Raw genomic sequence first — 26,392 nt, 5'->3', positions numbered from 1 at the left:
GACGTGTTTCGACGTAATTATTTAGGACTAGAAATAAGCCGCGAAGGGTTGCGGGCGATCGCTGTTCAGCGGCGTGGCTCCCGTGTCGCACTGAGCGGCGGCAAAACACTACGTTTCGGCGATGATTTACTGCATCCGTCAGTTATGGAACCGAATGTACGGCAGCCGGATAAATTTGTTGAAGCAGTACGTGAAGTTCTGATGCCTTTGGCCAAACGGGAAAAGCGGATTGCCGTTGCTCTTCCGGATGCATCCGGGCATCTGTATCTGCTCGAAATCGAGACCCCGTTCAAGGGTTACAATGAAGGTTTGGAAATTGTCCGCTGGCAGCTGAAAGATATGTTGCCACCGCAATTGACTAAATACAGTATCGACTATCAGCTGCTTGGAAAACATGAATCGGGAAGTCAGCAGGTCCTCGCTTCGGTTGTGGCGACAGATGTTTTGCACCAATATGAAGAACTTCTGGTTGTGGCAGGTTTTGCTCCCGGTTTGATCGATTTTCATGCGTTGAACATGTACAACGCCTATCACGGCCGGATCGAGCTTGGGAATGACTTTTTCCTTGTTGCTGTTGATTCGGATCAACTCTGTCTGTTGGCATTTGAAAATCGGCGACTCGATCTTTATCGCACAAAAACTGTTGCCCTCGATTCAGAGCGGATTTTCCAGGAGATCAATCGCTCAATGGTTGGTTACCGCAAAGCTCATGGCTCTCTAAACCGCATGAAGGTCCATCTGCACACCGACTGGACGGAAACCGACGAGTTGAGCAAGGCAGTTGAGGCAGCTTTTGAGAAGAATGTCGACTTGCTGCCATCTCCTTTGTTGCAGCTGGTGGGATCACAGAAGCTGCATATTACTGATGCCGATGCACGTTCCATGGCGGCGGCTCTTGGTATTGCAGAGCGGATGATTACGAGGGTGAATAAATGAAACTGACCCTTAATCTGGCCAGTCGTCGTTATGTCAACGAACAGGCACTTCGCCTCGGCTATCTGATTTTCTCCCTGTTGTTGGTCTTGCTGCTTCTTTTTCAAATACGCTTACTTGGGCTAGAACGGCAAGAAAATGAATCTGTTCGCACAGAGATAAATACGTTGCAGGAACAACTGAAGGATAAAATTCCACAGCGTTTCGATAAAGCGCAGATTGCAGCGCATCAGGAACAGTTAGGGCGTGCCAAAGCGTTGCTGCTGCAGGATGCTTTTCGCTGGACAGCGCTGTTCGATCGGCTCGAAATCCTGCTGCCGAAGAATGTCAGTATCGTCAGTTTCAGTCCCAACTATAAAGATGCAAGCTTGCAGATCAGTGGAGCGGCTAAAAAGCTCAAAGATTTACAGCGTTTGCTTGATAATCTGCATGGTGATAATTTTAAACAGGTGTTCCTGAACCAGCAATCTGAAGGGGAAGTTCTCGATTACGCTGGGAATAAGCAGCCCGCGATTACTTTTACCATCAAGCTTGAAGGGGTGTTTGAAGAATGAAAACAGCTCTGTTGAAAGCGACATGGGAACAATCACGCGGTTGGGTGTTTTTTATTCTCGCTCTTATTCTGATTTCACTGGGACTTTTTATTTACCAGTCTCAGATTGTCGATGATGAAAGTGCTCATCTGCAGCAGCGCAGGCTTGAACTTCAGCAACAGCTTAAAGTGCGGGCGGAAAAAATGGCTGAGTCGGGTGTGCCGCTTTCTGCCGTTGAACAGATGGAAAAAGATTTACTTCGCTTTGCCGAACTGATCCCGCCAAAACAGGAGTTTTCCGCGTTTGTCGGTGAATTGTTCGATCTGGCGCAGAAAAGCACCCTGGAAATCCGCCAGGTGAATTATCAGCCCGAGGTCGACAAAGAAACCGGTTTTTTGAAATATGGCGTCAGCTTTTCGGTCGGTGGCAGCTATGAACAGGTGAAAAAATTTATCCATCTGCTTGAAAACTCTAGTCGTATCCTTTTGATTGACAATATTGGACTGGCAGGTCGCCAGACAAAAGAGCAGGGGATAAATGTTGCTTTGCAGATCAAGTTGACGACTTTCTTCCAGGGGGGCGGTAATGAGTAGAGCGCGGTTATTGCTCCTGTTATTGATACTTCTCGGGTTTGCAGGGTGGTATGCCTGGCAGCAAACTCCTCGGCAAAAACGAGTGGTTGGAAAGACTGAAGCGTTGAGCGTTAAATCGTTTGCGGCAGAAAAATCGAAAGAGGGGAACGCTCTCGATTTTTCTGGTGGAGAGGCCTCCTCTTTTCGGAAACCGAAGCGTGACCTGTTCGGCACTATCTATCCCGCGCCACCTATAAAAAAACTGCCGCCATCGAAACCGCAGCCGAAACCTGTGATCACGCCTGTACCGAAACCACAGCCGAAACCTGTGATCACGCCTGTGGAACCAGCTGTGAAGCCGATTCAACCCTTGACAGTTCTCGGCTATCTGCAGAAGGACAGGGAAAGAACGGTGTTCCTGGCCTCGCGGCAAGGAGAAGTGTTTTTGGTTAAACAGGGCGTTCGTTTTGCCGATGACCTGCTCGTACAAAAGATTGATGCGACCAGTATCCATATAGGCCGTAATGAAATAGACAAGGGAGTGACGCTGCAAGTCGCAGAGAGTAAAAAGCAGCGTATGGCGATACAGAATGTGTCTTCAGGGCGGCCGAGTGTGCCTGAGTATACCTCCCCGGCACCGACCCAAGAACAACCGGCAGTTTTGCCGGGGCAAAATTAAACAGCATAAGCGTAAGCTGAATATAGGAGTGGTAAAAGCATGCGATTAATGATCGGACGATGGTCAGCACGGTTTAGTGTTTTTCTGGCAGTTGTTGTGCTGGCAGGATGTGCAGCCGGCCGCGGTGAATTCAAGCGCGGCGAAGACGCACTGCAACAGGGTGACTATCAGCAGGCGGTTGCATCTCTACGTGAAGCAACAGAGAAAGCCCCGGATAATCATGCTTACAAGTTGCGTTTGAATACCGCACGTTACGAAGCTGCAAAATTTCACTGGAACAAGGCAGAGGAATATTTCGCTCAGGCAGATTATCAGCAGGCGCGTGAACACTATCGTTTGTCAGCAGAGCTGGATGGTTCAAATTTCGCTGCTGCAGAAGGCTACAAGCTTGCCGGACAGTACCAGAAAGCACAAAAGCTGGTTATCGATGCAGCCGATTTCGTTAAAGCCAACCGTCATCTGCAAGCAAGAAGAGCTGTTGAACAGGCACTTGACCAGGTTGAAGATTTTCAACCTGCACTGCAGCTGAAAAAAGTTCTTGAGCGGACCGCGCTGACAGTGATTGACGGCGTTGAGCTTGAAGTAATCTCCGATCAGCCGATTACTCTGAATTTCACTGATACCAAACTGCCGGATGTATTTGAAATTCTGACCAACCTTTCTGGTATCAATTTCATTCTTGACGAAGATGTTCGCAGCAACAAGACGACGTTGTTTCTGGAAAAAGCGACTTTTTCCCAGGCACTTGAGCTTTTACTGCGGATGAACAAGCTCGATAAAAAGATTCTCAACCGTAAAACCATCGTCCTTTTCCCGAAGACACGGGATAAGCAGAAACAGTTTGAAGATCAACTGATTCACACATTCTATCTTTCGAATATCGATGCGAAAAAAGCGGTCAACCTGCTACGCACCATGCTGCAGGTACGCAAGATTTACGTTCATGAAGAGCTGAATGCCGTTGTCATCCGTGATACTCCCGGCGTTATCAAGCTGGCGGCGAAAATTATTGAAGCGAACGATCGTGGCGATGCGGAAGTTGTTTTTGACCTAGAGTTGATCGAGGTTTTGCACACCGATGGTCTTACTTTTGGCCCTCAGTTGGGTGCGTATCAGTTGAATATTGGCATCAACCCTGATCCAACAACGACCGCGACAAGTATCAGCGGGGTCGTCGTCGATTCATTCGATGGCTTTGATACTCTTTACGGTTTGCCAGCTGCATCTTTCGATTTTCTCAAAGAGGCAAGTGATAGCGAAGTGCTGGCGAATCCGAAGATTCGGGTCAGGAACAAGGAAAAAGCGAAAGTACACATCGGTACCCGTGAGCCGGTTGTAACTGTCACCGTAACCGATTCCGGGACGACTTCCGACAACGTTGCTTATCAGGATGTCGGTGTGAAGCTTGACGTCGAGCCGGAAATTCAACTCGACAATACCGTGGTGACCAAACTAGGGCTGGAGGTCAGTAACGTTTCCGGTCGTTCTACCACTGCTAACGGGACCTCCGTTTTGACCATTACAACGACCAACGCCAATACGGCATTGACCCTGAAAGACGGCGAAAGAACTATTATCGGTGGTTTGTTGCGCGATAGTGAAAGTAAAGCGAAGACGACGATTCCCGTGTTGGGGGATATCCCTTTACTGGGGCGGTTATTTACCCACTACCAAAATACCGACAGCAAAAGCGAAATCCTTTTGTCGATTACTCCTCATATTGTTCGCTCAGTAAAACTGCCGACACGTGAGTCAGCCAGCATCTGGTCAGGCGGTGAGGATGACCTGAAATTCGGCCGCAATTTCGGCACCTTCGCAGATGAGTACCTGGAGGGTCAGCAAGACGTTGAGCTGATCAACAGTGATTCTGAAACTGAAGCGGCGGCTGAACCTGTTGATGCGGCGCCAGTTCCAGTTCTGCCCGTAGAAAAGGTAGAGCCTGCTGCTGTGCCTGCTGCTGTGCCTGCAACTGCGGCCGTAGTTGAGCCTGAGTCGGCAGCCACTGCTGAAGAACTAGTAGTAACTGCAGATGATCCAGTTGAAGAAGTGACTCTGCCTGTTCAACAGCCTAGTGGCATGTTACAGCCGCTGATCTATATTAAAGGTTCCGAGCTGGTAAAAAATGGAGAGGAATTTTCGTTGATCTTTTATGTCGATGAAATCAGCGAACTTTTCAGCGCACCGATGTATGTGCAGTATGACAGTAACCTGTTCGATTTTGTCAGTGCGACCGAAGGAGGTTTTCTCAAGCAGGGCGATAGCCCGACCGTCTTCACACACACGGTACTGAAGGATTCAGCTCGGGTCATCGTCGGTCTGAAACAGGGTGCAGGGGGAAAAGGTGTGTCAGGAGGTGGAGAGCTTTTCAGCATGACCTTCAAGGCGAAGGCTCTAGGCAAGGGGCTGATCGAGCCGACCCGGACCAACTTCCGCAATCCACAAGGCATTCGTTTGAATGCCGAACCGATCGGTCTTGAGATCGAGGTTCATTAACGGGGGCACTGAGGGTGGGTGTTTTTTCAAACAAGTCCGGATTAACCCTGATCGAGCTGGTTATCGCAATTGCCCTGATGGCAATTCTTGCTGCGACTGTTATCCCGCTCGCGGAGGTAACTGTGATCAGGACCAAGGAGTTGGAGCTACGTCGATCACTACGGACTCTTCGCACCGCAATTGATGAGTATCATAAGGATTATCAAGATGCTGTTGCGCAGAAGAAAATCTTCGCTGAAGTCGATGCCAGTGGGTATCCCGAGGAACTGGAGTTGCTACTGGAGGGGAACGATTGGGGAGGGCTGTTTCCGTTCAAAAAAAAATACCTGCGTCGCATTCCCCGCGACCCTTTTGATAAGTATGATGACGGCTGGGGATTACGGTCATACGATGATGAGCCGGATACTACCGTCTGGGGTGGAAACGATATTTATGATGTTTACTCACAGAGCGATGGGATCGCTCTCGACGGTACCTATTACCGTGATTGGTAGCTGATGATCAAACAACGAAAAATACTGAACCGGCGTGGTTTCACCCTGATCGAACTGCTAACGGTCATGGCTGTTATGGGAATCCTGCTTGCCATTGCAGTGCCATCGTACCGCCGCAGCCAGATAAAAGCACAAGAGACGGTACTTTCTGAAGATCTCTACTTGATGCGTAAAGCCATCGATGCGTATTATGCTGATCGATCGAGCTACCCGGACAGCCTTGAGCAGCTGGTTTATGACAAGTATCTGCGCGGCGTTCCGCGTGATCCTTTTACCCGTGAAACCGATACCTGGGAGTGTATTCCTCCAGAGCCGGCCGATAATGGGCAACTGGCTGAGGGTGGTTGTTACGATATTCGTAGCGGTAGCGATTTGATTGGCGGCAACGGAGTTCCTTACCGAGACTGGTAGCCTGATGATCCAACTTTTCAATGTGACAAAAAGTTATGGTGGCGAGTCCCCGGCGGTTAAAGATCTGAGTATCCAGATTCCGAAAGGGGATTTTGTTTATGTCACAGGAGCGTCCGGTGCCGGTAAAACCACCTTTTTGCGCATGTTGTATGCTGCCGAAAAACCAACCCGTGGCCAGATTCTGATTAACAATCAGAACATTACTCGCATTCGTAGTGGTCAGATTCCATATTTGCGCCGAAAAATAGGTGTCGTGTTCCAGGACTTCAAGCTTCTTCAGAGCCGCACCGTTTATGAAAATGTTGCCTTTGCTCTGGAAGCCCAGGGAAAGAAACGCTATGAGGTGAGCAAGAAGGTGTATCAGGCGTTGAAAGAGGTTGGCCTGGAACATCGCCTGCAGCGCAAGCCGCTGGAACTCTCTGGTGGTGAGCAGCAGAGGATTGCTATTGCTCGTGCGCTGGTTGTCGACCCTTTGATTCTACTGGCCGACGAGCCGAGCGGAAACCTCGACCAGGAGGTGACCCTTGATATTATGGAACTGTTTAAAAAGGCTAATGCCCGTGGCACTACGGTGCTACTGGCAACCCATGACCATAGCTTGCACAGGCGCTTCCCGCGTCGTGTTATGACCCTCGATAAAGGTCGCCTGATCGCAGATCAGCAGCCGGTCGAGGGCTGATTTTCTCACCGGAGGGTCCAGCTGTGCTGGAAAATATCCGCTATTTTATCCGTCGAGCCGTTCGCAATATGCGCCAATGGCCGCTCCTCTGTACAGCAGCCATTCTAACCATGGCGGTTGCGTTGGCGACTGTTGCCACTTTTTTCCTGGTCGTCGTCAATATAGAACAACTCGCCTCCAACTGGACGCGTGAAATCCAGGTTATCGCTTATCTCGAGAATCCTGTCAGCCATCGTGAATTGCCAGCTATCACTAAAAAACTGGAAGCTTTTGCCGAAGTAGAAAAGGTTCGTTACGTTTCGCCTGACGATGCGATGAAGCGTTTTGAAAATCGATTGGCAGATGACGCCAGCCTGCTCGAAGGTGTAAATCGCAACCTGTTACCGGCTTCATTCGAATTGACCCTGCAACCATCATTTCGAAATCAGGATGGAATAGAAAGAGTCATCGAGCAGCTCGATAATACGTTGGCTGTTGAGGATCTGCGGTATGGCCAGAAGTGGCTGGAGCGCTTTAATGATTTTGTTGATATGTTGCGATTTGTCTGTCTTATTCTTGGTAGTTTTCTGATTTTTGCGGCACTTTTTATCGTTTCCAATACGATCAAGCTAACCCTTTATGCGCGACGTGACGAACTGGAAATCATGGCTTTGGTTGGAGCAACGATGCGTTTTATCCAGATACCTTTTTTGCTGGAGGGAGCACTGCAGGGCTTGCTGGGTGGGCTTGTTTCGCTCGGCTTTCTGATTATTTCGTTCAAGCTTATACTCGTGCGGAGTTTAACATCTTTCTGGTTAACCCCGGCCGACTTTGACCTTCTTTTCCTTTCTCCCGGGCAACAGGGATTTCTCGTCTTCTCCGGCGTTGTGCTCGGAGTCCTCGGCAGTTTAACCTCTTTGCGTCGCTTTGTTCGTATCTGATTCCATGCGTTTTCGAGCCATTTCGATAATTCTGCTGCTGATTGTTTACAGCGGTGAGGTTGCTGCAGATCTGGATGAGAATCGCCGTCAGTTGCAGCAGGTCCAGCAACGTATAGAAAATACGCAAATCGATTTGCAACAGAAAGAGCAATCGGAAGTTCGTTTTACTCGTGAACTGGCTGTGCTGAATGGAACATTGCGCAAGATAGATGGACGGATCTCGCAGCTGAAAAAAGAACAGCAGCAGGTTCTTAAATCCATTTCTGCTCAGCAGAATCAGGTTGCAGCCGGCAAGAAAAAGATCCGTGCCACTGGCAGGCGGATTCAAAAACGTTTGGTTGCTCTTTACAAAGAAGGTGAAATCGGACCGCTGAAAATTCTGTTTTCTGCTGATTCGCCAACTGAGTTGGTGCAGCAGTATCATTATCTGACTCGCGTCGTTGAGCATGATCGTGAATTGCTGGATGATTACCGTCAGGTGATCGAAACTCATCAGCAGGAGTTGTCACGTTTACAGGATTTGGAAGAGCAAAAAACATCACTGCTCGAGCAGGAAAAACAGCAGAGGCAGGTTGCTGCCGATGGCCGACGTCTGCAAGCTCGTTTATTGAAAAAAGTCAAAGCAGAAAAAAAACAGCTGAATAGCGAGCTTGCCTCTTTGCAAGAGAAAGCACGGAGGCTGCAGGGGCTGGTAAAAAAACTGCAGCAGGAAAAACATGCTGAACCCAAACTGCAACCGGGCGGTGTCAGTTTTGTCGCGGATAAGGGAAGGCTTGACTGGCCAGTTCCTGGTGATGTGCTGATTGGGTTCGGTACCAAAAAAGACAAAGCTCTCGGAACCTATTATGAAAGTAATGGTCTAGAAATTTCAGCGACTCCCGGGACTTCAATTAAAGCTGTCGCTGATGGTAAAGTTGTCTTTGCAGACTGGTTTAACGGATACGGAAACCTGATGATTTTAAGCCACGCCGGTGGTTTTCATTCTCTTTATGCGCAGGCAGCTGAACTCAGCAGGAAGCCTGGAGAGGTTGTACGAGCCGGTGATGTTGTTGGATTGAGTGGTCTCGCAGGGCGTGACAGCATCTATTTTGAAATTCGTAAAGACGGAGCAGCTGTAAGCCCACTGACGTGGCTCAAGCGCCGTTAGGAGATATCATGCATCGTCTAAAAGTTTTTATTTCGACACTTGTGATGCTGGCAACCCTGCTTGGTTGCTCAGTCTTTTTTCTCGTTCCGGCGGTAGCGAACGAAAAAAAAGATTACCAGATGCTTGAGCTCTTCACCGATGTCCTTTCGATAATTCGGAAAAGCTATGTTGAAGAAACGGATACGACCGAACTGATTTATGGGGCAATCCGGGGAATGCTGTCCACCCTCGATCCTCACAGCAGTTTTCTATCGGCAGAAATGTATCAGGACATGAAGGACGATACCCACGGTGAGTTCGGCGGGCTGGGGATCGAAATCACCAAAAAAGATGGCCTGCTGCTTGTTGTCTCACCGATAGAAGATACCCCTGCGTTCAAGGCTGGCATCAAAGCTGGTGACCAGATATTGAAGATCGAAGATACACCGACAAAAGATCTGGAGATTATGGAGGCTGTCCGTTTGCTTCGCGGCCCGAAAGGAGCGGAGGTCACAATTAAAATATGGCGCGAAAGCTTCAGTGAACCGCAGGATTTTACCCTTGTCCGGGATCGTATTCAGCTGCACAGCGTAAAGAGCAAGTTCTTGCTCCCCGGCATTGCTTATGCGAGGGTTTCGCAATTTCAGGTTCGTACTGGTTCTGACCTGCAGGATGAGCTGCAAAAAAGGATTGCTGAGAATGGTGGGCCACTGCAGGGTTTGGTTCTCGACTTGCGCAATAATCCGGGTGGCTTGCTCGACCAAGCCGTCGCCGTTTCCGACCTGTTCCTTTCAGATGGCTTGATCGTTTATACTGAAGGTCGAGAGGAAGGAAGTCAGTTACAGTTCCGTGCAACCAGCGAAGGAACAGAGTCTGACTATCCTATCGTGGTACTGATAAACGGCGGTAGCGCAAGTGCGGCTGAGATTGTTTCCGGAGCTTTGAAAGATCACGGACGCGCCGTGTTGCTGGGTGAGCGGACTTTCGGTAAGGGGTCGGTGCAGTCGGTCATCCCGATGAGTGATGATACGGGACTTCGTTTAACGACAGCAAGATATTACACTCCCAACGGAATTTCGATTCAGGCCCGAGGTATTTTGCCCGATATCGAGGTGACTCAGCAGCATAACGGCATGTTGCAGGAAAATCACCAGCTACGTGAAAAGGACCTGGAAAACCATTTCCGTCCTTTGAAAAATTCTCAACCTGTTCAAGAAGAAAGTGAAGGGCAGGTCGAGTTTTTGGAAGAACATGAAAAAAATGACAATCAGTTGATGCGCGCGCTCGACCTGCTTAAAGGGTTGAATATCCTGCAGTATCAACGCAAAGCGGCCTGAAGAAAAGAACAGTTATCTTGAAAAAAACGAAAAAGAAATCAATAAAATCAAAATCATCAAAACTCAGCCAGAAATTCCCCATGCTGCAAAGCCAGAAAGTCCGGGTGGCGTTGGCAACCGTTTTCCTGCTGTCTTTCGTCGGTTTGTGTCTGGTGCTTCTGGTTGCGTTGCGCACTGCATTTTTGCCTGAATATGTTCCAGTCAGGCAGGTCGAAGTTGAACGACCGCAGGTGCAAAGTATCGTTGGGTATTCCCAGGTTTATCAGCTGGTAGATGATGAGTTGCTCAATGGACCGGAGTCGCAAGGCTGGCAGAAGCTGCCGGGCGAGGGCCGAATGCAGCGATTGAAGATGTTCGGAGATTTTCCGAAACAGGCTCGTTTACTCGATCTTGCGGCACGAATAAACGAAACAGGAGCTCCGGCCCATCTCGATCTTTTGCCACGCAAGGGTTACGTTCGTCTCTATTGGAATAAACAGTTACGGCTGGAATTGCGCTACCGGGTGCCTTTGGCCGTCACCAGCAGTCGTCCACGCGTTGCTATCATTATGGATGATATGGGGCGTTCGCTGAAAACTTTTGAACAGTTGCTTGCGCTTGACTTGATGGTGACGCCTGCAATTTTGCCTGAGAGTCGAAAGGCAACAGAAGCGGCATTGATGCTACAGAATATCGGGCGCGAATACATGATTCATCTGCCGATGCAGCCGAGTAATTATCCAAGAGTGAGTCCTGGTCCAAACGCGCTGCTGCTGGGTCAGTCGGAAATGGAAACCAGACGTCTGCTGCGTCGTTACATGGAAAAAGTTCCGGGGGCCGCCGGGGGGAATAACCACATGGGGTCCGGTTATACTCAGAACCGTCATGCGATGCGTGTCGTGCTGGATGAGTTACAACAGGGTGGGCAGTTTTTTATCGACAGCAAGACAATCGGCAGTTCTGTCGCCTACGATGAGGCGCGCCGAATGCATGTACCTACGGCGACGCGGCAGATATTTCTCGACAACAGCGAGGATGTTTCCTATATCCGCCAGCAGATTCGACGCATGGTGAAGATGTCGGACGACCGGGGCGAGGTGGTTGCGATTTGTCACCCCTATCCTGAGACCTTGCTGGCATTTCAGCAGGAGTTGCCGTGGTTGAAACAACAGCAGATCGATTTTGTTCCCGCATCTATGTTGGCAAAGGTTTACTGAGCTTCCGCCGCAAGATCGACTTTGACTCTGTCGAAAACGGCCTGGAACTTCTGGTAGTGGTAGTTCTCCAATAGCTCCAGAGGTTGATGTCCACCCCTGCGGGCCAGGATCATTTGGGTTTTCTGGCCCTGCTCTGTATCAAATTTTCGGAACAGTTTCAGCACCCGAGAATTTTGTGTCCGGTTGAAAAATCCTTTTTCCTTTATCACAAGACTACGTCCGGAGAGTTTTTCGCCGTTGTGATCGAGGCGGAAAAAGTCGATTTGCGACTCATCTTCCGGCAATTGGGTGCGTTGAAGCAGAATGTATGAACGGTCGGCAGTTTCCAACAACAGATCGCGCAACGAATCTTCCAGGCCTTTGGCCTTCTGCTCACCGAAACAATCCTGAACGATCATATCAAGAAAACAACTGTCCTCTGCAAATCCGCTCAGGCTGGCGTCATTGCTTTCCAGGTAGTAAGCACCTGGCAAAACATTTCCTTCTGGTAGTTCCTTCTCGCAGCAGAGGCAGCTTTTACTGAGCTGGGAAAAACGCTTCTGGCGTTCACGTTCGAGGGTCGCATCACGGTTAGATCGCTCCTTGGCAATCTCGTTCATCCAGCTCGGACCATTTTCAAGATATTCGAGATAGGCCTGCCGCGCCAAATGCATGAACTGCAAGTGGACATCTGTATTACGGCCGTGCGTAATAACGGAAAAAATTTTGCCACTCGGATTGGTGCTGAGCGATTCGACTTTGGGACTTTTGGCAACGTAACCTTCGTAGCATTTGTAACCGCGATTTATGGCGTAAGCCTTCAGAAGCTGGTAAGCATTGCGGAAAGGACCATCAAAGCGGATGCGTGTATCGACAAGACAAGGGAGCAGGCGCAGGGTTGATCTTGGCCGCTCCTGCTGGTGTAAAAAATCAGCCAGGTGGCGGCAATTCTCCAAAGAGGCCGCGTCCTTGATCGGCACGATCACTCGATCAGCGGCGTAAAGTGCGTTCTGGGTGAATGGGTCGATGACCGGACTGGTATCGATGATCAGGATCCCGCCAAGCTGGGAGCGACTCAGCTTTTCAGCGAGCAGGTCACAGGTTTGTATGCTATCTCGACATTCCTGGATGTTCCGGCTCGATGGCACAAACTGTACGCCATATTGACCTGGCACGACCAGTTCATCGATTGTTTTGTCGGTAAAAAGGTTGCTGATGTTCGGCGACTTCTCCTGTTTTCCGAGCTGGAACATCTGGTCAATAGTGAAATGGTTGTCGAAGCTGAACAGGGTGACTGGCAGATCCTCAGACAGACCTTTCAGGTAGATCGCCAGGTTGGTTGCCAGAGTTGTTTTGCCAACTCCACCTTTTTCACTCGAAATAGTGATGACGTAGGGTCGTCCCATAGAAGGCCCTCTTTGAAGAGATTTAGAAAATTTAACTATTTATAGGGGATCCAAGCAGCGCTGTCAATCTCTGTGCGAGCTGTTATAATACGTCCTCGCTTTATCTGGAGGGGCTGGAAAAGGCGGATTTGCTAGATGGAAAATAGTCAGATTGTCACCGTTTCTGCCCTGGTGGAATTGTTGCAGGAGGTGGTGGAAGACAATTTTGTCGAAGTTCTGGTGCAGGGAGAACTGGCGAATGTCTCTCGGCCCGCTTCCGGACACTGTTATTTTACGTTGAAGGATCAAAAGTCGCAGCTGCGTTGTGCTATTTTTCGCAGCCACTTGCGTGCCTTACGCTTTCGCCCGGAGGAGGGGAGCGAGGTTGTTTGTCGCGGGCGCGTATCAATTTATCCGCAGCGCGGCGATCTGCAGTTAATCGTTGAGGGAATGGAGCCGGTCGGTGTCGGTAGCCTGCAACTGGCGTTTGAACAGTTACAGCAAAAACTTGCAGCGGAAGGTCTGTTCGATCCGCATCGCAAAAAAAATCTGCCCGAGTTCCCTCAAACAATTGGTGTTGTGACCTCTGCAACAGGTGCTGCGATCCATGATATTCTCACGGTTTTGCGGCGTCGCTCGGCCGGTGTGAAGGTTTTGTTGCGTGCGGTTCGCGTTCAGGGCGAAGGCGCTGCAGAAGAAATCAGTGCAGCAATCGCTGATCTTAATCGTGAAGCAAGCGCGGATATTCTGATTGTTGGTCGAGGTGGCGGCTCACGTGAAGATCTCTGGGCGTTCAACGAAGAGGTTGTGGCTCGTGCGATTGCTGCATCGGAAATCCCAATCATTTCTGCCGTTGGGCACGAAGTTGATATTTCGATTTCCGATCTGGTTGCCGATTTGCGGGCAGCTACACCAAGCGCAGCAGCAGAACTAGTTGTACAGAACCGATTGGATCTCGAACGGCATCTCGACCAGCTGGTGTTGCGCTTGGGACAACAGATGAAGAGCCGACTGCTGCTGCTGCAAAGCCGATTGCAGGGTTTGGAAAAGCGCCTGAAAGCTCCTTTTGAAGAGATCCGTTTGCAGCGGCTGCAACTGCAGCAGTTATATTTACGTCTTGATCAGGCAATGAAGGCAATTTGGGCTGATTGTCATGAACGGTTGGCGATTGCTTCCGGCCGGCTCGATGCTCTTTCACCTCTGGCTGTGCTGGCACGTGGATATGCCTTGGTGAAACAGGCAGAGACAGGGGCGCTTGTGAAAAGTTTTGAGCAGGTTGAGGCTGGTGATCGGCTGCAGATTCAGCTGGCCGCTGGTGAGCTGATTGCAACTGTGGAGAAGGCGGCAAAAAAGCTTTAATTTCGGGGGAAAGGGCTTGACTGGGGTTTGCTCCACTAGCGATAATCTAACTTTTGACATTAATGAATGGAATGACTGGGATGGCAAAAAAATCGGGCTTCGAAACTGCACTGAAACAACTGGAAGACGCTGTGACTCAGCTTGAAAGCGGGGAGTTGTCGCTGGAGCAGTCTTTGAAAGTTTTCAGCACAGGTGTTGAACAAGCAGATGCCTGTCGCAAATCTCTGCAGGATGTGGAACTGCAGGTTGAGCAGTTGCTGAAACAAGCTGACGGCAGTTTTACCCGCGAGGCATTTCTCGATGAAGACTGATTGGCAGCTGGAGACCTATCTGCAGGATCGGATTCAACTGACTGAGTCGGCCCTTGATCGCTATTTGCCGGGCGCTGACACTCTTCCTGCGAAATTGCACGAAGCGATGCGATATTCTGTTTTTGCTGGGGGGAAGAGAATCCGCCCGGTGCTGATGATCGCCGCTTGTGAAACCTTGGGGGGAAATACGCAGCATGTGTTGCCGGCGGCCTGTGCCATAGAGATGATCCATAGCTATTCATTGATCCATGATGACCTGCCAGCAATGGATGATGATGATTATCGTCGTGGTGAACCGACGAATCACAAAGTTTTTGGAGAAGCGAATGCGATTCTGGCGGGAGATGCGCTCCTGACAGAAGCTTTCATTCTATTATCGAATAAATCAGTTTGGCCCGAAGTTGATGCTGAAAAGCGCAATACCGTCATCAGCTTGCTGGCGCGAAGTGCCGGTTCGCGCGGAATGGTTGGCGGCCAAGTTGTCGATATGGAGTCCGAGGGGAAAGAGATCGACCTGCCGACACTGGAATATATTCACACTCATAAAACCGGGGCGCTGATTCTGGCTGCGATTAAATCGGGTGCGATCATCGGTGATGCCGATGAGGACCAGTGGCGGGCACTTTGCCGCTACGGCGAAGCTGCCGGACTGGCGTTTCAAGTGGCAGATGACATTCTTGATATCGTTGCGGATCAGTCGGAACTGGGTAAGGATGTCGGTAGCGATCAGGAACGGGGCAAAGCGACCTATCCAGCTCTGCTCGGCTTGGAAGGGGCTCGTGTGAGGGCTCGCGAGCTTCGCGACGTTGCTTTAACGGCGCTCGATATTTTTGGCGACAAGGCACGACCGTTACGAGAAATTGCACATTATATTGTTGATAGATCATTTTGAGAGAAAAGGCATTTGTCGTATTTGACCGACGCTTGCAATGACGTGAGGAAGAGAGACAATGGGTGAAATTCTTTCACAACTGAAAACTCCGGCTGACATAAAACAGCTGCAACGCGAGCAGTTGGACCTGCTTGCCGCAGAGTTGCGTGAAGAGATTGTTGAAACAGTATCGGTGAACGGTGGTCACCTCGGCAGCTCACTGGGGGTTGTTGAACTGAGTATTGCGCTGCACAAGGTTTTTGACTCTCCCAATGATAAAATTATCTGGGATGTCGGTCATCAGGCTTATGCTCACAAACTTCTGACCGGGCGCCTCGATCGCTTCCACACTCTGCGTCAACTTGATGGCATCAGCGGCTTTCCGAAACGTAAAGAGAGCGAACATGATGCTTTTGATGTTGGCCACTCGAGCACCTCGATATCGGCTGCCCTGGGTATGGCGGCAGGCAAGGATATCTTGGATAAAGATCAGAAAATCATTGCCGTTATCGGTGATGGCTCACTTACCGCCGGGATGGCTTTCGAGGGGTTGAATCACGCCGGCCACCTGAAACAGAAAATGGTCGTTATTCTCAACGATAACGAGATGTCGATTTCGCCGAATGTCGGTGCGCTCTCTTCCTTTTTGAGCCGCAAGCTTTCTTCTGATGCTTTTATCCGCTTCAAGAAAGATACAGAAAGTATTTTGAGTATTGTTCCCGGATTCGGTAAGGATCTGGTCAACATCGCCAAAAAGGCAGAGGAGTCACTAAAAGGTTTCATGACTCCTGGCATGCTTTTCGAAGGCTTTGGTTTCGATTATTTCGGTCCGATTGATGGCCATAATATCGACGAGTTGCTCGAAACTCTGCAGAATGTCGCTAACATTAAAGGCCCGGTCCTGCTGCATATTGCGACTAAAAAAGGCAAGGGTTACGCTCCCGCAGAAGAAAACCCGCCAAAATATCATGGCGTTGGCCCCTTCGATAAGGTTACCGGCAAGGTGAACGGTGCGAAACCGGGCAGTGCTGCGTCCTACACGGGTGTTTTCGGAAAAACACTGGTCGAACTCGCTAACGAAGATGATCGTGTGGTTGCCATTACTGCCGCGATGGCAGAAGGGACTGGCTTGAATGCATTTGCCGCTGCTCACCCTGATCGGTTTTTCGATGTCGGTATTGCGGAACAGCATGCAGTGACATTCGCAGCTGGCCTGGCCTGCCAGGGCTTGCGGCCGGTTGTTACAATTTATTCAACCTTTATGCAACGGGCTTACGACCAAGTTGTACATGATGTTTGCCTGCAGAACCTTCCGGTCACCTTCGCGATGGACCGGGGTGGGCTTGTCGGTGCAGACGGGCCGACTCACCATGGTGTGTTCGATATGTCTTTTATGCGTCATGTTCCCAATCTGACGTTCGCTGTGCCGCGAGATGAAGTTGAAATGCGTAAAATTATGAAAACTGCAGCGCAACATGATGGGCCTTTTGCTTACCGTTACCCACGCGGTAGCGGCGTCGGGTTGCCGTTACCGAATGAAATCGAAACTGTAAAGATTGGCACAGGCGAGTTGTTGCGTGAAGGGGCTGACGTTCTGATCATCGCCATCGGTGTGATGGTCGGCGAAGCGCTGGAAGCAGCAAAGCTGTTATCGCAGCAGGGAATCGATGCGGCTATTGTTGATGCGCGTTTTATCAAGCCACTTGATCGCGAGCTGCTGATTTCGCAGGCGGAAAAATCTCCTTTGGTTGTGACCGCCGAAGAAAATGCACTCCAAGGTGGTTTTGGCGCTGCTGTGTTGGAGCTACTTAGTGATGCCGGAATGACAGTGCCCGTAATACGTGTTGGTATCCCTGACAGCTTTGTCGAGCAGGGAAGCCAAGCAGAGCTGCGGGCTCAACTTGGGATCAATGCGGATGGTTTGGTGACGACTGTTCTTAAATCGTTGAACGCCAAGCAAGCAGCCTCGGCGAGTTAGGCTTGTTTCTGGCTGGGCTGGAATTGCATTTGATCTTGTTTTCTTTATACTCAAACAAAAGCGTTCTTTGTAAAGGGCGCTTTTTTTGTAACTTGTGCGACTGTATACATCATCTGCCGCGGGTTTAGATTTTTTCTTTACAAGAAATATTGTACTATTCGGGACTCTGATAAGGAGATTCTATGGCCCGAAAAATTTTTATTGCAGCAACAGGTATGAATAGTGGTAAGACCACAACGAGTCTGTCGCTTATGCATATGGCAAGGAAGAAATATGACCGGGTCGGCTTTATCAAGCCGATTGGTCCGAAACCTGTAAAATTTAATGGTCTTGTTGCCGATAAAGATGCAATCCTCATTGCCCGGATGTTTGGACTGGAAGAGGACCTGCCGCTGATGTCGCCATTTGTGCTCGGTCAAGGCGATACCCGTAGGGTTATGGATGGTGATCTGCCCCGTGAACAGGTGGCGCAGGAGATGTTTAATGCCATTGCAGAGCTGGATGCAAAAAACGATTTCCTGATAATCGAAGGTGCAGGCCACACCGGTGTCGGTTCTGTGATTGGTTGTAATAATGCGCGGATCGCCAGAGAAACTGGTGCTTCTGTGTTGATGGTGACCGGTGGTGGATTGGGAAATGTTGTTGATTCGGCAATGATGAATTATGCATTATTCCAAAAGGAGCGTGCAGACGTTAAAGCGGTTTTGGTCAACAAAATTATCCCGGAAAAACGAGAACAGACTCTGCGTTATCTGCGGAGGGCGTTTGAACCGGAGGGGATTGGTGTGATTGGTGGTTTTAATTACCAGCCAATCCTCGCAAACCCCACCCTACGCAGGATCGCAAATGTGCTGGGGATCAAGTTGCACGCAACAGAAGAAGAGCAGCAGCGCATTGTCCACAACATTCAGATCGGAGCTGCTTCAGCCCAGCGTGTAGCCGAATTGCTGAAGGATTCATCCCTGGTTATCGTCAATAGCAGCCGTGATGAGCTCCTGGTGACGATGGCCAATCTTTACCGGATTGGGGAGTATAGGCAAAAACTGGCGGGTATTATTATCCCGGGTGTAGGCCAGATTAGTCATATCACCAAGCAGATTATTGATGACAGTGGTATTCCCTATATGCGTGCAGGGCGAACTACATCCGATGTTTTTGAGATCCTTAAAGATGATGTCTCGAAGATTACTTACGAAGACAAGCATAAATTACATTTGATAACTGAACTTGCCGAGAAACGATTTGACTTTGAAGCGATAGATGCTTTGCTTGACTAGCCGGAGGTGGAAAAATGTTGATTCGGGTGCGTTATAAAGATGGCAGAATCGATTTAGTCCCATCACGTAAGCTTGACGAGTTGATTGTGATGAGTGAAATCGAACAGTTTGAACGTTCCACTGGTTGGGTGACTCTGGGTAAAGATCCGATTCGCAGTTCACTGCGTGGGAATTACCGGGGTCCAGAGCGTCGTGGCGGGCTCCTCTATGAACTTGAAGGGGGGAAAAGAAAATAGCTGGTGTCGTATACGCAGGATTTGCTATTCTGCCATTCGCTGGAAATATTTTCTAGGCACTCAATTGAAAAGGGAATGGAATGTTGATACGGGTACGTCACAGCACCGGTAAGATAGAACAGGTGCCACCACGTAAGCTGCAAAAGCTGATTGATAAAAGGAAAATTATTCAATTTATGCGCTCAACCGGTTGGGTGACCGTCGGTTTTGACCCGATCCGTAACGGGGGGGATCACGCTTACGCAGGTCCCGAACGCAGGAGTTGAGAAAAGACTGATTTAGCCCGGCTATCGCCGGGCTTTTTGCTGCTTTGATTTTGTGTAATGATTTTTATCGTGTCCGTTAGTAAGAGTTAAGTGTCTAATTCGTAGTTGTTTTTTCCGCCGCATGGTTTGCCTCAAACTATCTGAAGTGGTATTATTGAAATCTACAAGGAGGTGCGCAATGAGAGAAGTTCCTGTAGTTTATCAAGATGGCATGATGGATATGGTGGAGACTCAAGCACTGCAGAACTTGATTGAACAGGATAGTATTGTTAAGTTCCAGCGGGCAGATGGATGGGTTTACCCCGGCATTGATCCTGTCCGCCGCTTTGCACACCGTAACTACAAAGGCCCTGAGCGGCGTTTGGCCGATATGATTTATTGATAACGAAAAGATGTTGTGAAAAAGCCCATCTTCTCAGTCGAGAAGGTGGGCTTTTTTTATGGGTGAAGATTGATCAGCTTGTCTCGGTAGCTTGCTAGTATTTTTTTTGCTTTGCTGCGATTTTCAGGACCAATGCGCAACAGCATCTTCTGGCCGGTTGACAACTGTTCCAGTAAAGGGTCTGCGTATTTGTAAACGATAACCGGCTGGGTCAACGCGATCGGTTCATTCGGCTCCGGTGTTTCCAGCAGGTGGCCGATAACATAAACCAGACGGTCATTAAAATAAGCATTGTTGTAACCAAGCTGCTCATACGCTGTCTGGAACAACGGGTAGAAATGGATGTAAAGTTTCAGTGCCAGTGAGCTGTCAAGGGTTTCCAATAGCTTGACATGATTTGCATAACGGGCGAAATTGCGCCGACTGGTTTGTGGTGAGTCTTCGGTTCCCGCAACGATAAAGGGTGGCTTCGGCGGCACGATCGGCAGATGCGCCCGTGGCAACTTTTTTTCTGGCAGGTTATCGATGGTCGTCACCAAGCGCTGGATAAAGTTCTCCAACAGAATTATCCGCGACAGAGAGTCCCCCAGCTTCAGATTTTGCAGTGCCTCTTCAATTGTCTGATCGCTCTGCTCAATAGGCGGCAAGGTTTTCGGAAGTTCTGGTTCTTTGACTTCTGGAGCGGCGGATTGCTCTTGTGTCTCCTCATCCGGCACCTCGGTGACAGGCGGCGGTGTTGGAACCGGGTAATGGACAATCGGTTTCTTTACTGGCTCAGGTTGCTCAACAACTGCAAGCTCCTGCTGTACAGGGACTGGTGGCTGAGTGGTTTTTTGCATGAAAATGGTGAGACCAAGGACTGCGATTATAATGACGAGAATAAAAATCAGGAGATTGATTTTTTTCATCGGATTCCTCCAGTTTCTGTGGAGTTCTTATTATGACTCTAAATTCTGATCATTTCTACTTGATAATATGGATAAAGTTTAAAATGAGAAATCATCTGCAACAGGAGATTTGATGAAGTGTGTTTTTCAAGAGATAGAGGGTCGATTGCCTTTGTCCACGGAATCGAAACGTCTTTTTCATGGCCGAGGACACTGTTTTCCCGGCTATGAAGATATCTTGATTGACTGGTTTGCGCCAGTGGTCCTGATAACTCTTTATTCTCCTCGTGATCAGTCTGAATTAGGGCAATTGAGTCGATATCTGCAGCAGCAGATTAGTCGGCTGGAAGCGGTATTGGTTCAACAGCGTTACCAACCTGACAGCCCGGTCGCTTGCCTGGCAGGTAACCCGCCTGATAGCGTTGATGCTGTGGAAGATGGTAGGCATTTCCGGTTGCGTCTTGGGCAGGCACAGAATATCGGATTTTTCCCTGATATGGGTGTCGGTCGCAACCTGATCGCTGGTTTGGCGCCAGGTAAGAGGGTGCTCAACCTGTTTGCCTATAGTTGCAGCTTCTCGGTTGCTGCCCTCACCGCAGGTGCTGAGGAAGTTGTGAATGTGGATATGAATCGTGGTGCGCTGGAGCTTGGACGTTTAAATCATCGGTTGAATGATATTGATCTGCGGAAGGCCAGCTTCCTGCCGTTGGAAGTTTTTCGCAGTTTCAAGAAGCTTTCAAGCCTCGGCCCATTCGATCTGGTAATTTGTGACCCGCCCGCTTATCAAGGGAAAAGCTTTAAAGCTGAACGAGATTGGCCGAAGCTGTTACGCAAGCTTCCTTCCTTGTTAGCTGGGAGCGCCGATGTGCTGGCCTGCTTGAATGGCCCTCATCTCAGCCCTGATTTTCTGCAGGCCATGTTTGACGAACTGCTGCCGCAGATGATGTTGATTGCTAAATTTCAACCAGGTGAGGATTTCCCGGAGGCGGAAGAGCATCGTGGTGTCTGGGGATTTCACTACCGCAGGTCAGGCTGATACGGCGCAGTTACGGCGCAGCAGATGAATTTGACCAGCTTTTTCCAGTAGCAACTGAGAGTGAACCGCCAGTTGCCTGAGGTAGAGCAGGTCGTGTTCGGCGAACGGCAATTTTGGCGGATGACCACTGAGCAGCATCAGCCCCGCAGAACGATTATTGATCTGCAAGGGAACCGATACCAGTCCCGGTAGCTTCAACAGTTGATCTTCTTCATTGTGTTTTAGATTTGCCAGCCCCTGTGGCAGGCGCGAGGGGATCAACACCGGTTTACTGCGTTTAGCAATGACCTGGATCAGCCCATCTGGAAGTCGACGGGAAAAATTCCCACAGGTTTCTGCTGAAATTTTTTCTCCCATTTTTAATGCTAAACTGCTGTTGTCACGGTTGAACAGGGCGATAAGCCCATTGCCAGCATGAAGTTCGGTTGTCGCTGCATGCAGCATAATCCGAAAAATCTCTTCGACTTGATCCGACTCAGCCATTTTCTTTATGTCTTCCGTCAGCGTTTTTAATCGGTGGAGAGCGCTGTTCAGCGATCGGTTTTTACTTTCAAGTTCATGGAGCAGGTTATCTCGTTCTGCCCGCTGACGAATGTGGTCAAGGGCACGGCAAAGTGTATTGAAGAGAATTTCGCTACTGTCGATTGGGCGCAAGATAAAATCGTAAGCACCGTGGCGGATTGCTTGAAGTAATGTGAAAGAAGAAGCGTTGTGAGTCAGCAGAATGACTTCGGTTTGAGGTTGGATGGATTTGGCTTCTTTGAGGAGGAAAAGACCGCTCTTTCGCGGCAGGTCGGTTTCGCTCAAAATGACAGGGAAGCTTTTTTGACGCAACAGGTTCAAACAATCTTCGCATGAAGATGCCTGGGTTACATCCAGGTCCTGCTCTTGCAGCATCGAGACTAAATGCTCACGACGATCTTCAACGTGGTCGACGACAAGTATTGGCTCATCCATAAGATTGGCTCCCTATAATAAGATTCCTTTATATAAATAAATGTGATTCTTGTCAACCGGCTTAATATCCGAAGGATGGCATGCTTGTAAACTTGTGGTTTTGTCCTGGTTGACAAGTAGGTGTGCTGGTGATACCGTCCCGGCATGATGAGACAACTGAATAGCATCAGGATGCGTGCCGAGCGTGATTACATGCATATTTCTGGAGCTGAAAGACTGGTGCCCACAGATCAACTGGGTGATGTGGCGGTTGCAATGCTACAGCGTGCTCTGCAGCACCCTCGGGGGCCGGTTAGCAAAATAAAGCTGCAAGTGGACGCTGTGAATGCACAGGATATTGATATCGGGAGATTGCCGAATCTTTATTCAAATACCGTTATGGATTGGCAGGAAGGGCGGAAGCTTGCTCTCAAGCTTTTGGTGACGGCTGGCGTTACAGCTAATTCAGCAGAAAAAGCAATGCAGGCTCTTGCTGATGGGGCTGCGCCAGGCGGACAGAGTATGCGTGGTGCGATGTTAGTTGATGCCGATAGTGGCCAGCGCTTGGAAAAAGATTTTTCCCGAGGAGTTCGCGCCAGTCGGATGGATTTGTCAGTGGCTGCTCGGAAAGAGTTGATCGAAAAGTTAAAACCTCATGGGCTGGAGAACCAGCATGTTGTCGAGGCCATGACTTTAGCGGCAAAAGTTGTCGCCGCACCTGAAATTGTGGCAGAACTCTGCTGGTCAGATGACCCTGATTATCAGGCTGGCTATGTCGCTTCAGCAAAAGATGGATATCAGCGGATCAACCTGTTGAAACCTTTTGGGGAAGAACGCGGCGGCCGGGCATTTTTTGTGCGCTGTGGGCGAGAGCAGCTTGCGTCCTTGGTCGATTGGCTTGAACAGCGGGCCTTTTTGATCGAGACCGTGGGGGATATATACCCAGCAGTGGATAGGACGATAGGATGAAACAGTTTAAAGGTCATCTGGCCACTCTGGCCGAGCAGGGGATGTTGCGTACCCTGCGTGAAATAGAGTCTGCGCAGGGGCCGAGGGTCAGGATCGACGGAACGGATCATCTGCTGCTTTGCTCGAACAACTACCTGGGACTGGCCAACCATCCGGTTTTGATCGAAGCGTCATGTCGGGCGGCAAAAGATTTTGGTGCAGGTTCGGGAGCGAGCCGACTGATTTCGGGCAGCATGTCGTTGCACCATCGTTTGGAAGAGCGGATTGCTGCTTTTAAAAGTACCGAGTCCGCACTGGTTTTCAACAGCGGTTATGCTGCTAATAACGGAATTATCCAGGGTCTTTTGGGACCTGAAGATACAATTTTCTCCGACAGTTTGAATCATGCCTCGATCATCGATGGCTGTCGTTTGTCCGGTGCTCGTACCTGTGTCTATCCGCATAACGATGTGCAGGCACTTGCTGAGTTGATGGCGAAGGAGCAGTCAACGCGGAAAGGACGCTGGTTAATTGTCACCGATGGTGTCTTCAGTATGGATGGTGATATCGCCCCATTGCCGGAGTTGGTCTCTTTGAAGGAACGCTTTGACGCTTGGCTGATGGTCGATGATGCCCATGGCGGAGGCGTACTGGGAGAACATGGGCGAGGAACTGCGGAGCATTTCAACTGCCTCGATAAAATCGATCTGCAGATGGGCACTTTTGGTAAAGCTTTCGGCAGCTTTGGAGCTTATCTGGCTGCCACCCGTGTTGTGATCGACACCCTGATAAATCGATCGCGCAGTTTTATTTTTTCGACCAGTCTACCGCCCGCGGTTCTGGCAGCAAACCTTGCTGCGATCGATCTGGTTGCGAGCGAAGAAGGCGAACGCCGTAGGACTCAACTGAAAGCAAATCGGGAGCTGTTCAGCTCGATCTTATCCGGTGCGGGTTTTGACCTCTGTGGCAGCAGCACGCAGATAGTTCCCGTCCTGATCGGTGAGCCGGAACCGACCATGCATGCCGCATCTCAGCTGTTCCAACAAGGAATTTTTCTCAGTGGAATTCGGCCGCCGACGGTTGCTCCCGGAACCTGCCGGCTGCGGGCGACCTTAATGGCAGATCATACGCCGACTGAGTTGCGACAAGCTGCGCAAGCCATTGTGCATGTGGTTAAAAGGGGGCTTGCCGGTGAGTGACCTGCCTGATTTGCAGTACAGTCTCTTGCAGAGTGGTCGGAAATTAGCGTGGCGGCACTGGGGCGAGGGTCCCCCTCTTGTGTTGTTGCACGGTTGGTCAATGAGTTCTGTCGTCTTCAGCGAAGTGGCTCCGTTATTGGCAGGAAATTATGCGGTCTTCTGTCCCGATCTGCCAGGGCATGGATATTCTGAGCCTTGCGGTCAATACAGTTTGGAAGGAATCGCCGAGGATATCGCTGACTGGGCTCAGCAGTTGGCGTTACCGTCTTTTGCCTTACTTGGCTGGTCGCTAGGAGGGCAGGTCGCCTTGCAGCTTGCCCTTGAGTCACCTTTGCTGCTTGAAAAACTGTTGTTGGTTGCAACAACTCCTTGTTTTTGCCGGACCGATGGCTGGTTGCACGGCCTGCCCAAAACCCAGGTGAAAGCATTGTCGCGAAATATCGATCGTTGCTATGAAAAAACCATGGGTGATTTTTTTCAGTTACAGTTTACTGGCGAAGAATTGGACCGTCGTCGTTACCGTGAAATTATCGGCTTTGCTGTTCGGCCCGGCAAACTACCGGAAAAAAAACAGGCCAAAACCCTGCTCGATGTTTTGTCACAAGCCGATTTGCGAGCACAGTTGCAACAAGTTCAACTTCCTGTTCATATTCTCCATGGCGAGCTTGACCAAATTGTTCCTGTTGGGGCAGGGGAGTTTCTTGCTGATACATTGCAGGAAGCACAGCTTCAGCGAATGTCAGGGGTTGGTCATGCACCTTTTTTCAGCCGCCCACAGCAGACCGTTGCTTCATGGTTGGAGTTTTTGAAGTGACACTTGAGACAAATATTAATAAAGCATCTGTTCGTAAGAACTTTTCTTCTCAAGCCAAAGACTATGATCGTTACGCTGTTGTGCAACAGGTCGTCGCAAAACGCTTGGCCGAATTGCTGAAGGCCTATCGCCAGGACTGGTCGTTCGGTTTGGAAATCGGTTGTGGAACCGGACTGCTGACACAACAACTTTTGACATTGCAGCCCGAGTTGCAGTTGATGCTGTCCGATATCGCTCACGGAATGACGCAATATATCAAAGAGTCGTTTCCACAATTTGTCGCATGTGATGCCGATGCCGCAGCTTTGCCTTTTACGGCAGGTTCTTTTGACCTTGTTGTGTCCAGCTCTGTTTATCAGTGGCTCAACGATTTTCCCAATGCGTTCCGACAGGTTTCCCATGTCTTGTTGTCGAACGGAATCCTGGCTCTGGCGCTGTTTGGCGAAAAAACGTTATATGAACTGCGCGATTCACATCGCTCTGCTCTGGTCGACAGGGAGTCTCACGTACAGAGCTTTCCATCGCGGCAGGAAATTTCTGCTGCACTCGGTGAGCAGTTAGAAATTGTCGAGTTACGGTCAGAATTCGAAGTCGAATGGCACGAAAACGTACCAGCATTACTTAAAAGCTTGAAAAAAATTGGTGCCCAGAATGCCAGCAAAAAGAAACCTCGTGGTTTGGCTTCCCGGAAAACCATGCATGAGATGATTGCTCATTACGAGAATAGATATCGAACAGCACAGGGAATCCCGGCAACTTACGAAGTGATCTACCTGATCGCGCGCAGGAGGTAGATCTATATTTGGCTATTGATTCTTTTACCGGTCGGGCTATACTTGAGCCTCATTATTTATATCGAATGAAAGGAGGCCGTCAGATGCCTGTTGTAACCGTTCAAACTGTCGGTGGAATCAGTAATGAAAAAAAAGAGGAACTGATGGATCGCATTACCCAGGCGATGAAAGAGGTTCTGGGAAAAAATCCTGAAGCGACCCACGTTATTATTGAAGAGGTCCCGGCTGAAAACTGGGGGATTCGTGGTAAAACTGTCGCAGCAATCCGCTCTGGAAAATAGTAGGAGCAGTACATTTAATACAGCAATGAAAACGGCCACTTCTAAGAAGTGGCCGTTTTTTGTCAAAACTGAAATCTATA

General features: G+C 49.6%; 29 protein-coding genes. 26 read left to right on the top strand and 3 right to left on the bottom strand.

From position 1 onward, the window contains the following. Positions 1-3 precede the first annotated feature (3 nt). From pilM to BUB13_RS00550, 12 genes are all read left to right on the top strand, one after another. Positions 4-936 (top strand): type IV pilus biogenesis protein PilM, encoded by a 933-nt coding sequence (gene pilM, locus BUB13_RS00605; protein WP_072904811.1) that lies wholly within the window; start codon positions 4-6, stop codon positions 934-936. Further along, positions 933-1,487, top strand: a complete 555-nt coding sequence (locus BUB13_RS00600) for a PilN domain-containing protein (RefSeq protein ID WP_072904810.1) — start codon at positions 933-935, stop codon at positions 1,485-1,487. The genes pilM and BUB13_RS00600 overlap by 4 nt, the downstream gene beginning before the upstream one ends. Then, positions 1,484-2,059, top strand: coding sequence for a type 4a pilus biogenesis protein PilO (pilO, locus tag BUB13_RS00595; RefSeq protein ID WP_072904809.1), 576 nt, complete (start codon positions 1,484-1,486; stop codon positions 2,057-2,059). The genes BUB13_RS00600 and pilO overlap by 4 nt, the downstream gene beginning before the upstream one ends. After that, positions 2,052-2,717: a hypothetical protein gene (locus BUB13_RS00590; RefSeq protein WP_072904808.1), complete on the top strand. Its 666-nt coding sequence runs from the start codon at positions 2,052-2,054 to the stop codon at positions 2,715-2,717. The genes pilO and BUB13_RS00590 overlap by 8 nt, the downstream gene beginning before the upstream one ends. A gap of 39 nt (positions 2,718-2,756) precedes the next feature. Further along, on the top strand, positions 2,757-5,210 hold the full coding sequence (locus BUB13_RS00585) for a secretin N-terminal domain-containing protein (RefSeq protein ID WP_084091622.1): 2,454 nt from the start codon (positions 2,757-2,759) through the stop codon (positions 5,208-5,210). A gap of 14 nt (positions 5,211-5,224) precedes the next feature. After that, positions 5,225-5,704, top strand: coding sequence for a prepilin-type N-terminal cleavage/methylation domain-containing protein (locus BUB13_RS00580; RefSeq protein ID WP_139249263.1), 480 nt, complete (start codon positions 5,225-5,227; stop codon positions 5,702-5,704). A gap of 3 nt (positions 5,705-5,707) precedes the next feature. After that, positions 5,708-6,115, top strand: a complete 408-nt coding sequence (locus BUB13_RS00575; RefSeq protein WP_072904805.1) for a type II secretion system protein — start codon at positions 5,708-5,710, stop codon at positions 6,113-6,115. A 4-nt stretch (positions 6,116-6,119) separates the two neighbouring features. Then, positions 6,120-6,794 (top strand): cell division ATP-binding protein FtsE, encoded by a 675-nt coding sequence (gene ftsE, locus BUB13_RS00570; RefSeq protein WP_072904804.1) that lies wholly within the window; start codon positions 6,120-6,122, stop codon positions 6,792-6,794. 23 nt (positions 6,795-6,817) lie between these two features. Next, positions 6,818-7,714, top strand: coding sequence for a permease-like cell division protein FtsX (gene ftsX / locus BUB13_RS00565; protein ID WP_084091620.1), 897 nt, complete (start codon positions 6,818-6,820; stop codon positions 7,712-7,714). Positions 7,715-7,718: 4 nt separating this feature from the next. Continuing rightward, positions 7,719-8,861 carry a murein hydrolase activator EnvC family protein gene (locus BUB13_RS00560; protein WP_139249262.1) on the top strand — a complete coding sequence of 381 codons (1,143 nt, stop codon included), beginning with the start codon at positions 7,719-7,721 and terminating at the stop codon, positions 8,859-8,861. An 8-nt stretch (positions 8,862-8,869) separates the two neighbouring features. Further along, complete coding sequence (locus tag BUB13_RS00555) at positions 8,870-10,177, top strand: S41 family peptidase (protein WP_072904801.1); 1,308 nt, start codon at positions 8,870-8,872, stop codon at positions 10,175-10,177. A gap of 80 nt (positions 10,178-10,257) precedes the next feature. Beyond that, a complete protein-coding gene (locus tag BUB13_RS00550) occupies positions 10,258-11,373 on the top strand; it encodes a divergent polysaccharide deacetylase family protein (protein WP_139249261.1) in 1,116 nt (371 codons plus the stop codon). On the opposite strand, the gene BUB13_RS00545 is transcribed toward BUB13_RS00550, so the two are convergent. Continuing rightward, a complete protein-coding gene (locus tag BUB13_RS00545) occupies positions 11,367-12,758 on the bottom strand; it encodes a ParA family protein (RefSeq protein WP_072904799.1) in 1,392 nt (463 codons plus the stop codon). The genes BUB13_RS00550 and BUB13_RS00545 overlap by 7 nt on opposite strands. A gap of 135 nt (positions 12,759-12,893) precedes the next feature. Here BUB13_RS00545 and xseA point away from each other — a divergent pair, with 135 nt between their 5' ends. The 8 genes from xseA (at position 12,894) to BUB13_RS19015 (ending at position 19,417) form a co-directional block, all read left to right on the top strand. Next, the gene (gene xseA, locus BUB13_RS00540) at positions 12,894-14,096 is read left to right on the top strand and encodes an exodeoxyribonuclease VII large subunit (protein ID WP_072904798.1); all 1,203 of its coding nucleotides are present in this window, start codon (positions 12,894-12,896) and stop codon (positions 14,094-14,096) included. Positions 14,097-14,176: 80 nt separating this feature from the next. Continuing rightward, positions 14,177-14,407 (top strand): exodeoxyribonuclease VII small subunit, encoded by a 231-nt coding sequence (gene xseB / locus BUB13_RS00535; RefSeq protein WP_072904797.1) that lies wholly within the window; start codon positions 14,177-14,179, stop codon positions 14,405-14,407. Continuing rightward, entirely contained in the window at positions 14,397-15,299 is a 903-nt protein-coding gene (locus BUB13_RS00530; protein ID WP_072904796.1) for a polyprenyl synthetase family protein, read from the top strand. The genes xseB and BUB13_RS00530 overlap by 11 nt, the downstream gene beginning before the upstream one ends. 58 nt (positions 15,300-15,357) lie before the next feature. After that, entirely contained in the window at positions 15,358-17,256 is a 1,899-nt protein-coding gene (gene dxs / locus BUB13_RS00525) for a 1-deoxy-D-xylulose-5-phosphate synthase (RefSeq protein ID WP_072904795.1), read from the top strand. Positions 17,257-17,438: 182 nt separating this feature from the next. Beyond that, positions 17,439-18,533, top strand: coding sequence for a phosphotransacetylase family protein (locus tag BUB13_RS00520; RefSeq protein WP_072904794.1), 1,095 nt, complete (start codon positions 17,439-17,441; stop codon positions 18,531-18,533). Positions 18,534-18,547: 14 nt separating this feature from the next. Further along, the gene (locus BUB13_RS00515; protein ID WP_072904793.1) at positions 18,548-18,769 is read left to right on the top strand and encodes a GSU3473 family protein; all 222 of its coding nucleotides are present in this window, start codon (positions 18,548-18,550) and stop codon (positions 18,767-18,769) included. Between the two features lie 80 nt (positions 18,770-18,849). Further along, positions 18,850-19,035 (top strand): GSU3473 family protein, encoded by a 186-nt coding sequence (locus BUB13_RS00510; RefSeq protein ID WP_072904792.1) that lies wholly within the window; start codon positions 18,850-18,852, stop codon positions 19,033-19,035. Between the two features lie 178 nt (positions 19,036-19,213). Beyond that, positions 19,214-19,417 (top strand): GSU3473 family protein, encoded by a 204-nt coding sequence (locus BUB13_RS19015; RefSeq protein WP_072904791.1) that lies wholly within the window; start codon positions 19,214-19,216, stop codon positions 19,415-19,417. Positions 19,418-19,473: 56 nt separating this feature from the next. On the opposite strand, the gene BUB13_RS00500 is transcribed toward BUB13_RS19015, so the two are convergent. Beyond that, the gene (locus BUB13_RS00500; protein WP_072904790.1) at positions 19,474-20,325 is read right to left on the bottom strand and encodes a DUF3014 domain-containing protein; all 852 of its coding nucleotides are present in this window, start codon (positions 20,323-20,325) and stop codon (positions 19,474-19,476) included. 112 nt (positions 20,326-20,437) lie between these two features. Between BUB13_RS00500 and BUB13_RS00495 the strand changes: the two genes are divergently transcribed. Further along, complete coding sequence (locus BUB13_RS00495) at positions 20,438-21,340, top strand: class I SAM-dependent methyltransferase (RefSeq protein WP_072904789.1); 903 nt, start codon at positions 20,438-20,440, stop codon at positions 21,338-21,340. Here the strand turns inward: BUB13_RS00495 and BUB13_RS00490 are convergent. Next, the gene (locus BUB13_RS00490; protein WP_072904788.1) at positions 21,332-22,297 is read right to left on the bottom strand and encodes a response regulator; all 966 of its coding nucleotides are present in this window, start codon (positions 22,295-22,297) and stop codon (positions 21,332-21,334) included. The two genes, BUB13_RS00495 and BUB13_RS00490, sit on opposite strands and share 9 nt — an antisense overlap. A gap of 144 nt (positions 22,298-22,441) precedes the next feature. Here BUB13_RS00490 and BUB13_RS00485 point away from each other — a divergent pair, with 144 nt between their 5' ends. Genes BUB13_RS00485 through BUB13_RS00465 form a run of 5 tightly spaced genes read left to right on the top strand, consistent with a single transcriptional unit; the run spans position 22,442 to position 26,312 of the window. Then, a complete protein-coding gene (locus BUB13_RS00485; protein ID WP_139249260.1) occupies positions 22,442-23,245 on the top strand; it encodes a 6-carboxyhexanoate--CoA ligase in 804 nt (267 codons plus the stop codon). Then, the gene (gene bioF / locus BUB13_RS00480; protein ID WP_072904787.1) at positions 23,242-24,423 is read left to right on the top strand and encodes an 8-amino-7-oxononanoate synthase; all 1,182 of its coding nucleotides are present in this window, start codon (positions 23,242-23,244) and stop codon (positions 24,421-24,423) included. Before BUB13_RS00485 ends, bioF begins: the two co-directional genes overlap by 4 nt. Beyond that, the gene (locus BUB13_RS00475) at positions 24,392-25,237 is read left to right on the top strand and encodes an alpha/beta fold hydrolase (RefSeq protein ID WP_084091618.1); all 846 of its coding nucleotides are present in this window, start codon (positions 24,392-24,394) and stop codon (positions 25,235-25,237) included. The genes bioF and BUB13_RS00475 overlap by 32 nt, the downstream gene beginning before the upstream one ends. Further along, on the top strand, positions 25,234-26,031 hold the full coding sequence (gene bioC, locus BUB13_RS00470; protein ID WP_161947600.1) for a malonyl-ACP O-methyltransferase BioC: 798 nt from the start codon (positions 25,234-25,236) through the stop codon (positions 26,029-26,031). Before BUB13_RS00475 ends, bioC begins: the two co-directional genes overlap by 4 nt. An 8-nt stretch (positions 26,032-26,039) precedes the next feature. Next, positions 26,040-26,312, top strand: coding sequence for a tautomerase family protein (locus tag BUB13_RS00465; RefSeq protein WP_279625943.1), 273 nt, complete (start codon positions 26,040-26,042; stop codon positions 26,310-26,312). Positions 26,313-26,392 lie beyond the last annotated feature (80 nt).

This window comes from Malonomonas rubra DSM 5091 (assembly GCF_900142125.1).
Lineage (GTDB): Bacteria > Desulfobacterota > Desulfuromonadia > Desulfuromonadales > Geopsychrobacteraceae > Malonomonas > Malonomonas rubra.
Note: the sequence above shows the minus strand (reverse complement) of the source record. Positions and strands in the feature narration are given on the sequence as shown.

What these genes read in the sequence shown, in the direction of transcription:
- BUB13_RS00520 (WP_072904794.1), top strand. Translation starts at nt 17,439, where the DNA reads ATGGCCCGAAAAATTTTTATTGCAGCAACAGGTATGAATAGTGGTAAG.
- xseA (WP_072904798.1), top strand. Translation starts at nt 12,894, where the DNA reads ATGGAAAATAGTCAGATTGTCACCGTTTCTGCCCTGGTGGAATTGTTG.
- BUB13_RS00590 (WP_072904808.1), top strand. Translation starts at nt 2,052, where the DNA reads ATGAGTAGAGCGCGGTTATTGCTCCTGTTATTGATACTTCTCGGGTTT.
- xseB (WP_072904797.1), top strand. Translation starts at nt 14,177, where the DNA reads ATGGCAAAAAAATCGGGCTTCGAAACTGCACTGAAACAACTGGAAGAC.
- BUB13_RS00530 (WP_072904796.1), top strand. Translation starts at nt 14,397, where the DNA reads ATGAAGACTGATTGGCAGCTGGAGACCTATCTGCAGGATCGGATTCAA.
- BUB13_RS00585 (WP_084091622.1), top strand. Translation starts at nt 2,757, where the DNA reads ATGCGATTAATGATCGGACGATGGTCAGCACGGTTTAGTGTTTTTCTG.
- pilO (WP_072904809.1), top strand. Translation starts at nt 1,484, where the DNA reads ATGAAAACAGCTCTGTTGAAAGCGACATGGGAACAATCACGCGGTTGG.
- BUB13_RS00500 (WP_072904790.1), bottom strand. Translation starts at nt 20,325, where the DNA reads ATGAAAAAAATCAATCTCCTGATTTTTATTCTCGTCATTATAATCGCA.
- BUB13_RS00600 (WP_072904810.1), top strand. Translation starts at nt 933, where the DNA reads ATGAAACTGACCCTTAATCTGGCCAGTCGTCGTTATGTCAACGAACAG.
- BUB13_RS00575 (WP_072904805.1), top strand. Translation starts at nt 5,708, where the DNA reads ATGATCAAACAACGAAAAATACTGAACCGGCGTGGTTTCACCCTGATC.
- BUB13_RS00545 (WP_072904799.1), bottom strand. Translation starts at nt 12,758, where the DNA reads ATGGGACGACCCTACGTCATCACTATTTCGAGTGAAAAAGGTGGAGTT.
- BUB13_RS19015 (WP_072904791.1), top strand. Translation starts at nt 19,214, where the DNA reads ATGAGAGAAGTTCCTGTAGTTTATCAAGATGGCATGATGGATATGGTG.
- BUB13_RS00485 (WP_139249260.1), top strand. Translation starts at nt 22,442, where the DNA reads ATGATGAGACAACTGAATAGCATCAGGATGCGTGCCGAGCGTGATTAC.
- ftsE (WP_072904804.1), top strand. Translation starts at nt 6,120, where the DNA reads ATGATCCAACTTTTCAATGTGACAAAAAGTTATGGTGGCGAGTCCCCG.
- BUB13_RS00560 (WP_139249262.1), top strand. Translation starts at nt 7,719, where the DNA reads ATGCGTTTTCGAGCCATTTCGATAATTCTGCTGCTGATTGTTTACAGC.
- BUB13_RS00510 (WP_072904792.1), top strand. Translation starts at nt 18,850, where the DNA reads ATGTTGATACGGGTACGTCACAGCACCGGTAAGATAGAACAGGTGCCA.
- BUB13_RS00495 (WP_072904789.1), top strand. Translation starts at nt 20,438, where the DNA reads ATGAAGTGTGTTTTTCAAGAGATAGAGGGTCGATTGCCTTTGTCCACG.
- BUB13_RS00550 (WP_139249261.1), top strand. Translation starts at nt 10,258, where the DNA reads ATGCTGCAAAGCCAGAAAGTCCGGGTGGCGTTGGCAACCGTTTTCCTG.
- dxs (WP_072904795.1), top strand. Translation starts at nt 15,358, where the DNA reads ATGGGTGAAATTCTTTCACAACTGAAAACTCCGGCTGACATAAAACAG.
- bioF (WP_072904787.1), top strand. Translation starts at nt 23,242, where the DNA reads ATGAAACAGTTTAAAGGTCATCTGGCCACTCTGGCCGAGCAGGGGATG.
- BUB13_RS00475 (WP_084091618.1), top strand. Translation starts at nt 24,392, where the DNA reads ATGTGGTTAAAAGGGGGCTTGCCGGTGAGTGACCTGCCTGATTTGCAG.
- BUB13_RS00490 (WP_072904788.1), bottom strand. Translation starts at nt 22,297, where the DNA reads ATGGATGAGCCAATACTTGTCGTCGACCACGTTGAAGATCGTCGTGAG.
- BUB13_RS00515 (WP_072904793.1), top strand. Translation starts at nt 18,548, where the DNA reads ATGTTGATTCGGGTGCGTTATAAAGATGGCAGAATCGATTTAGTCCCA.
- BUB13_RS00555 (WP_072904801.1), top strand. Translation starts at nt 8,870, where the DNA reads ATGCATCGTCTAAAAGTTTTTATTTCGACACTTGTGATGCTGGCAACC.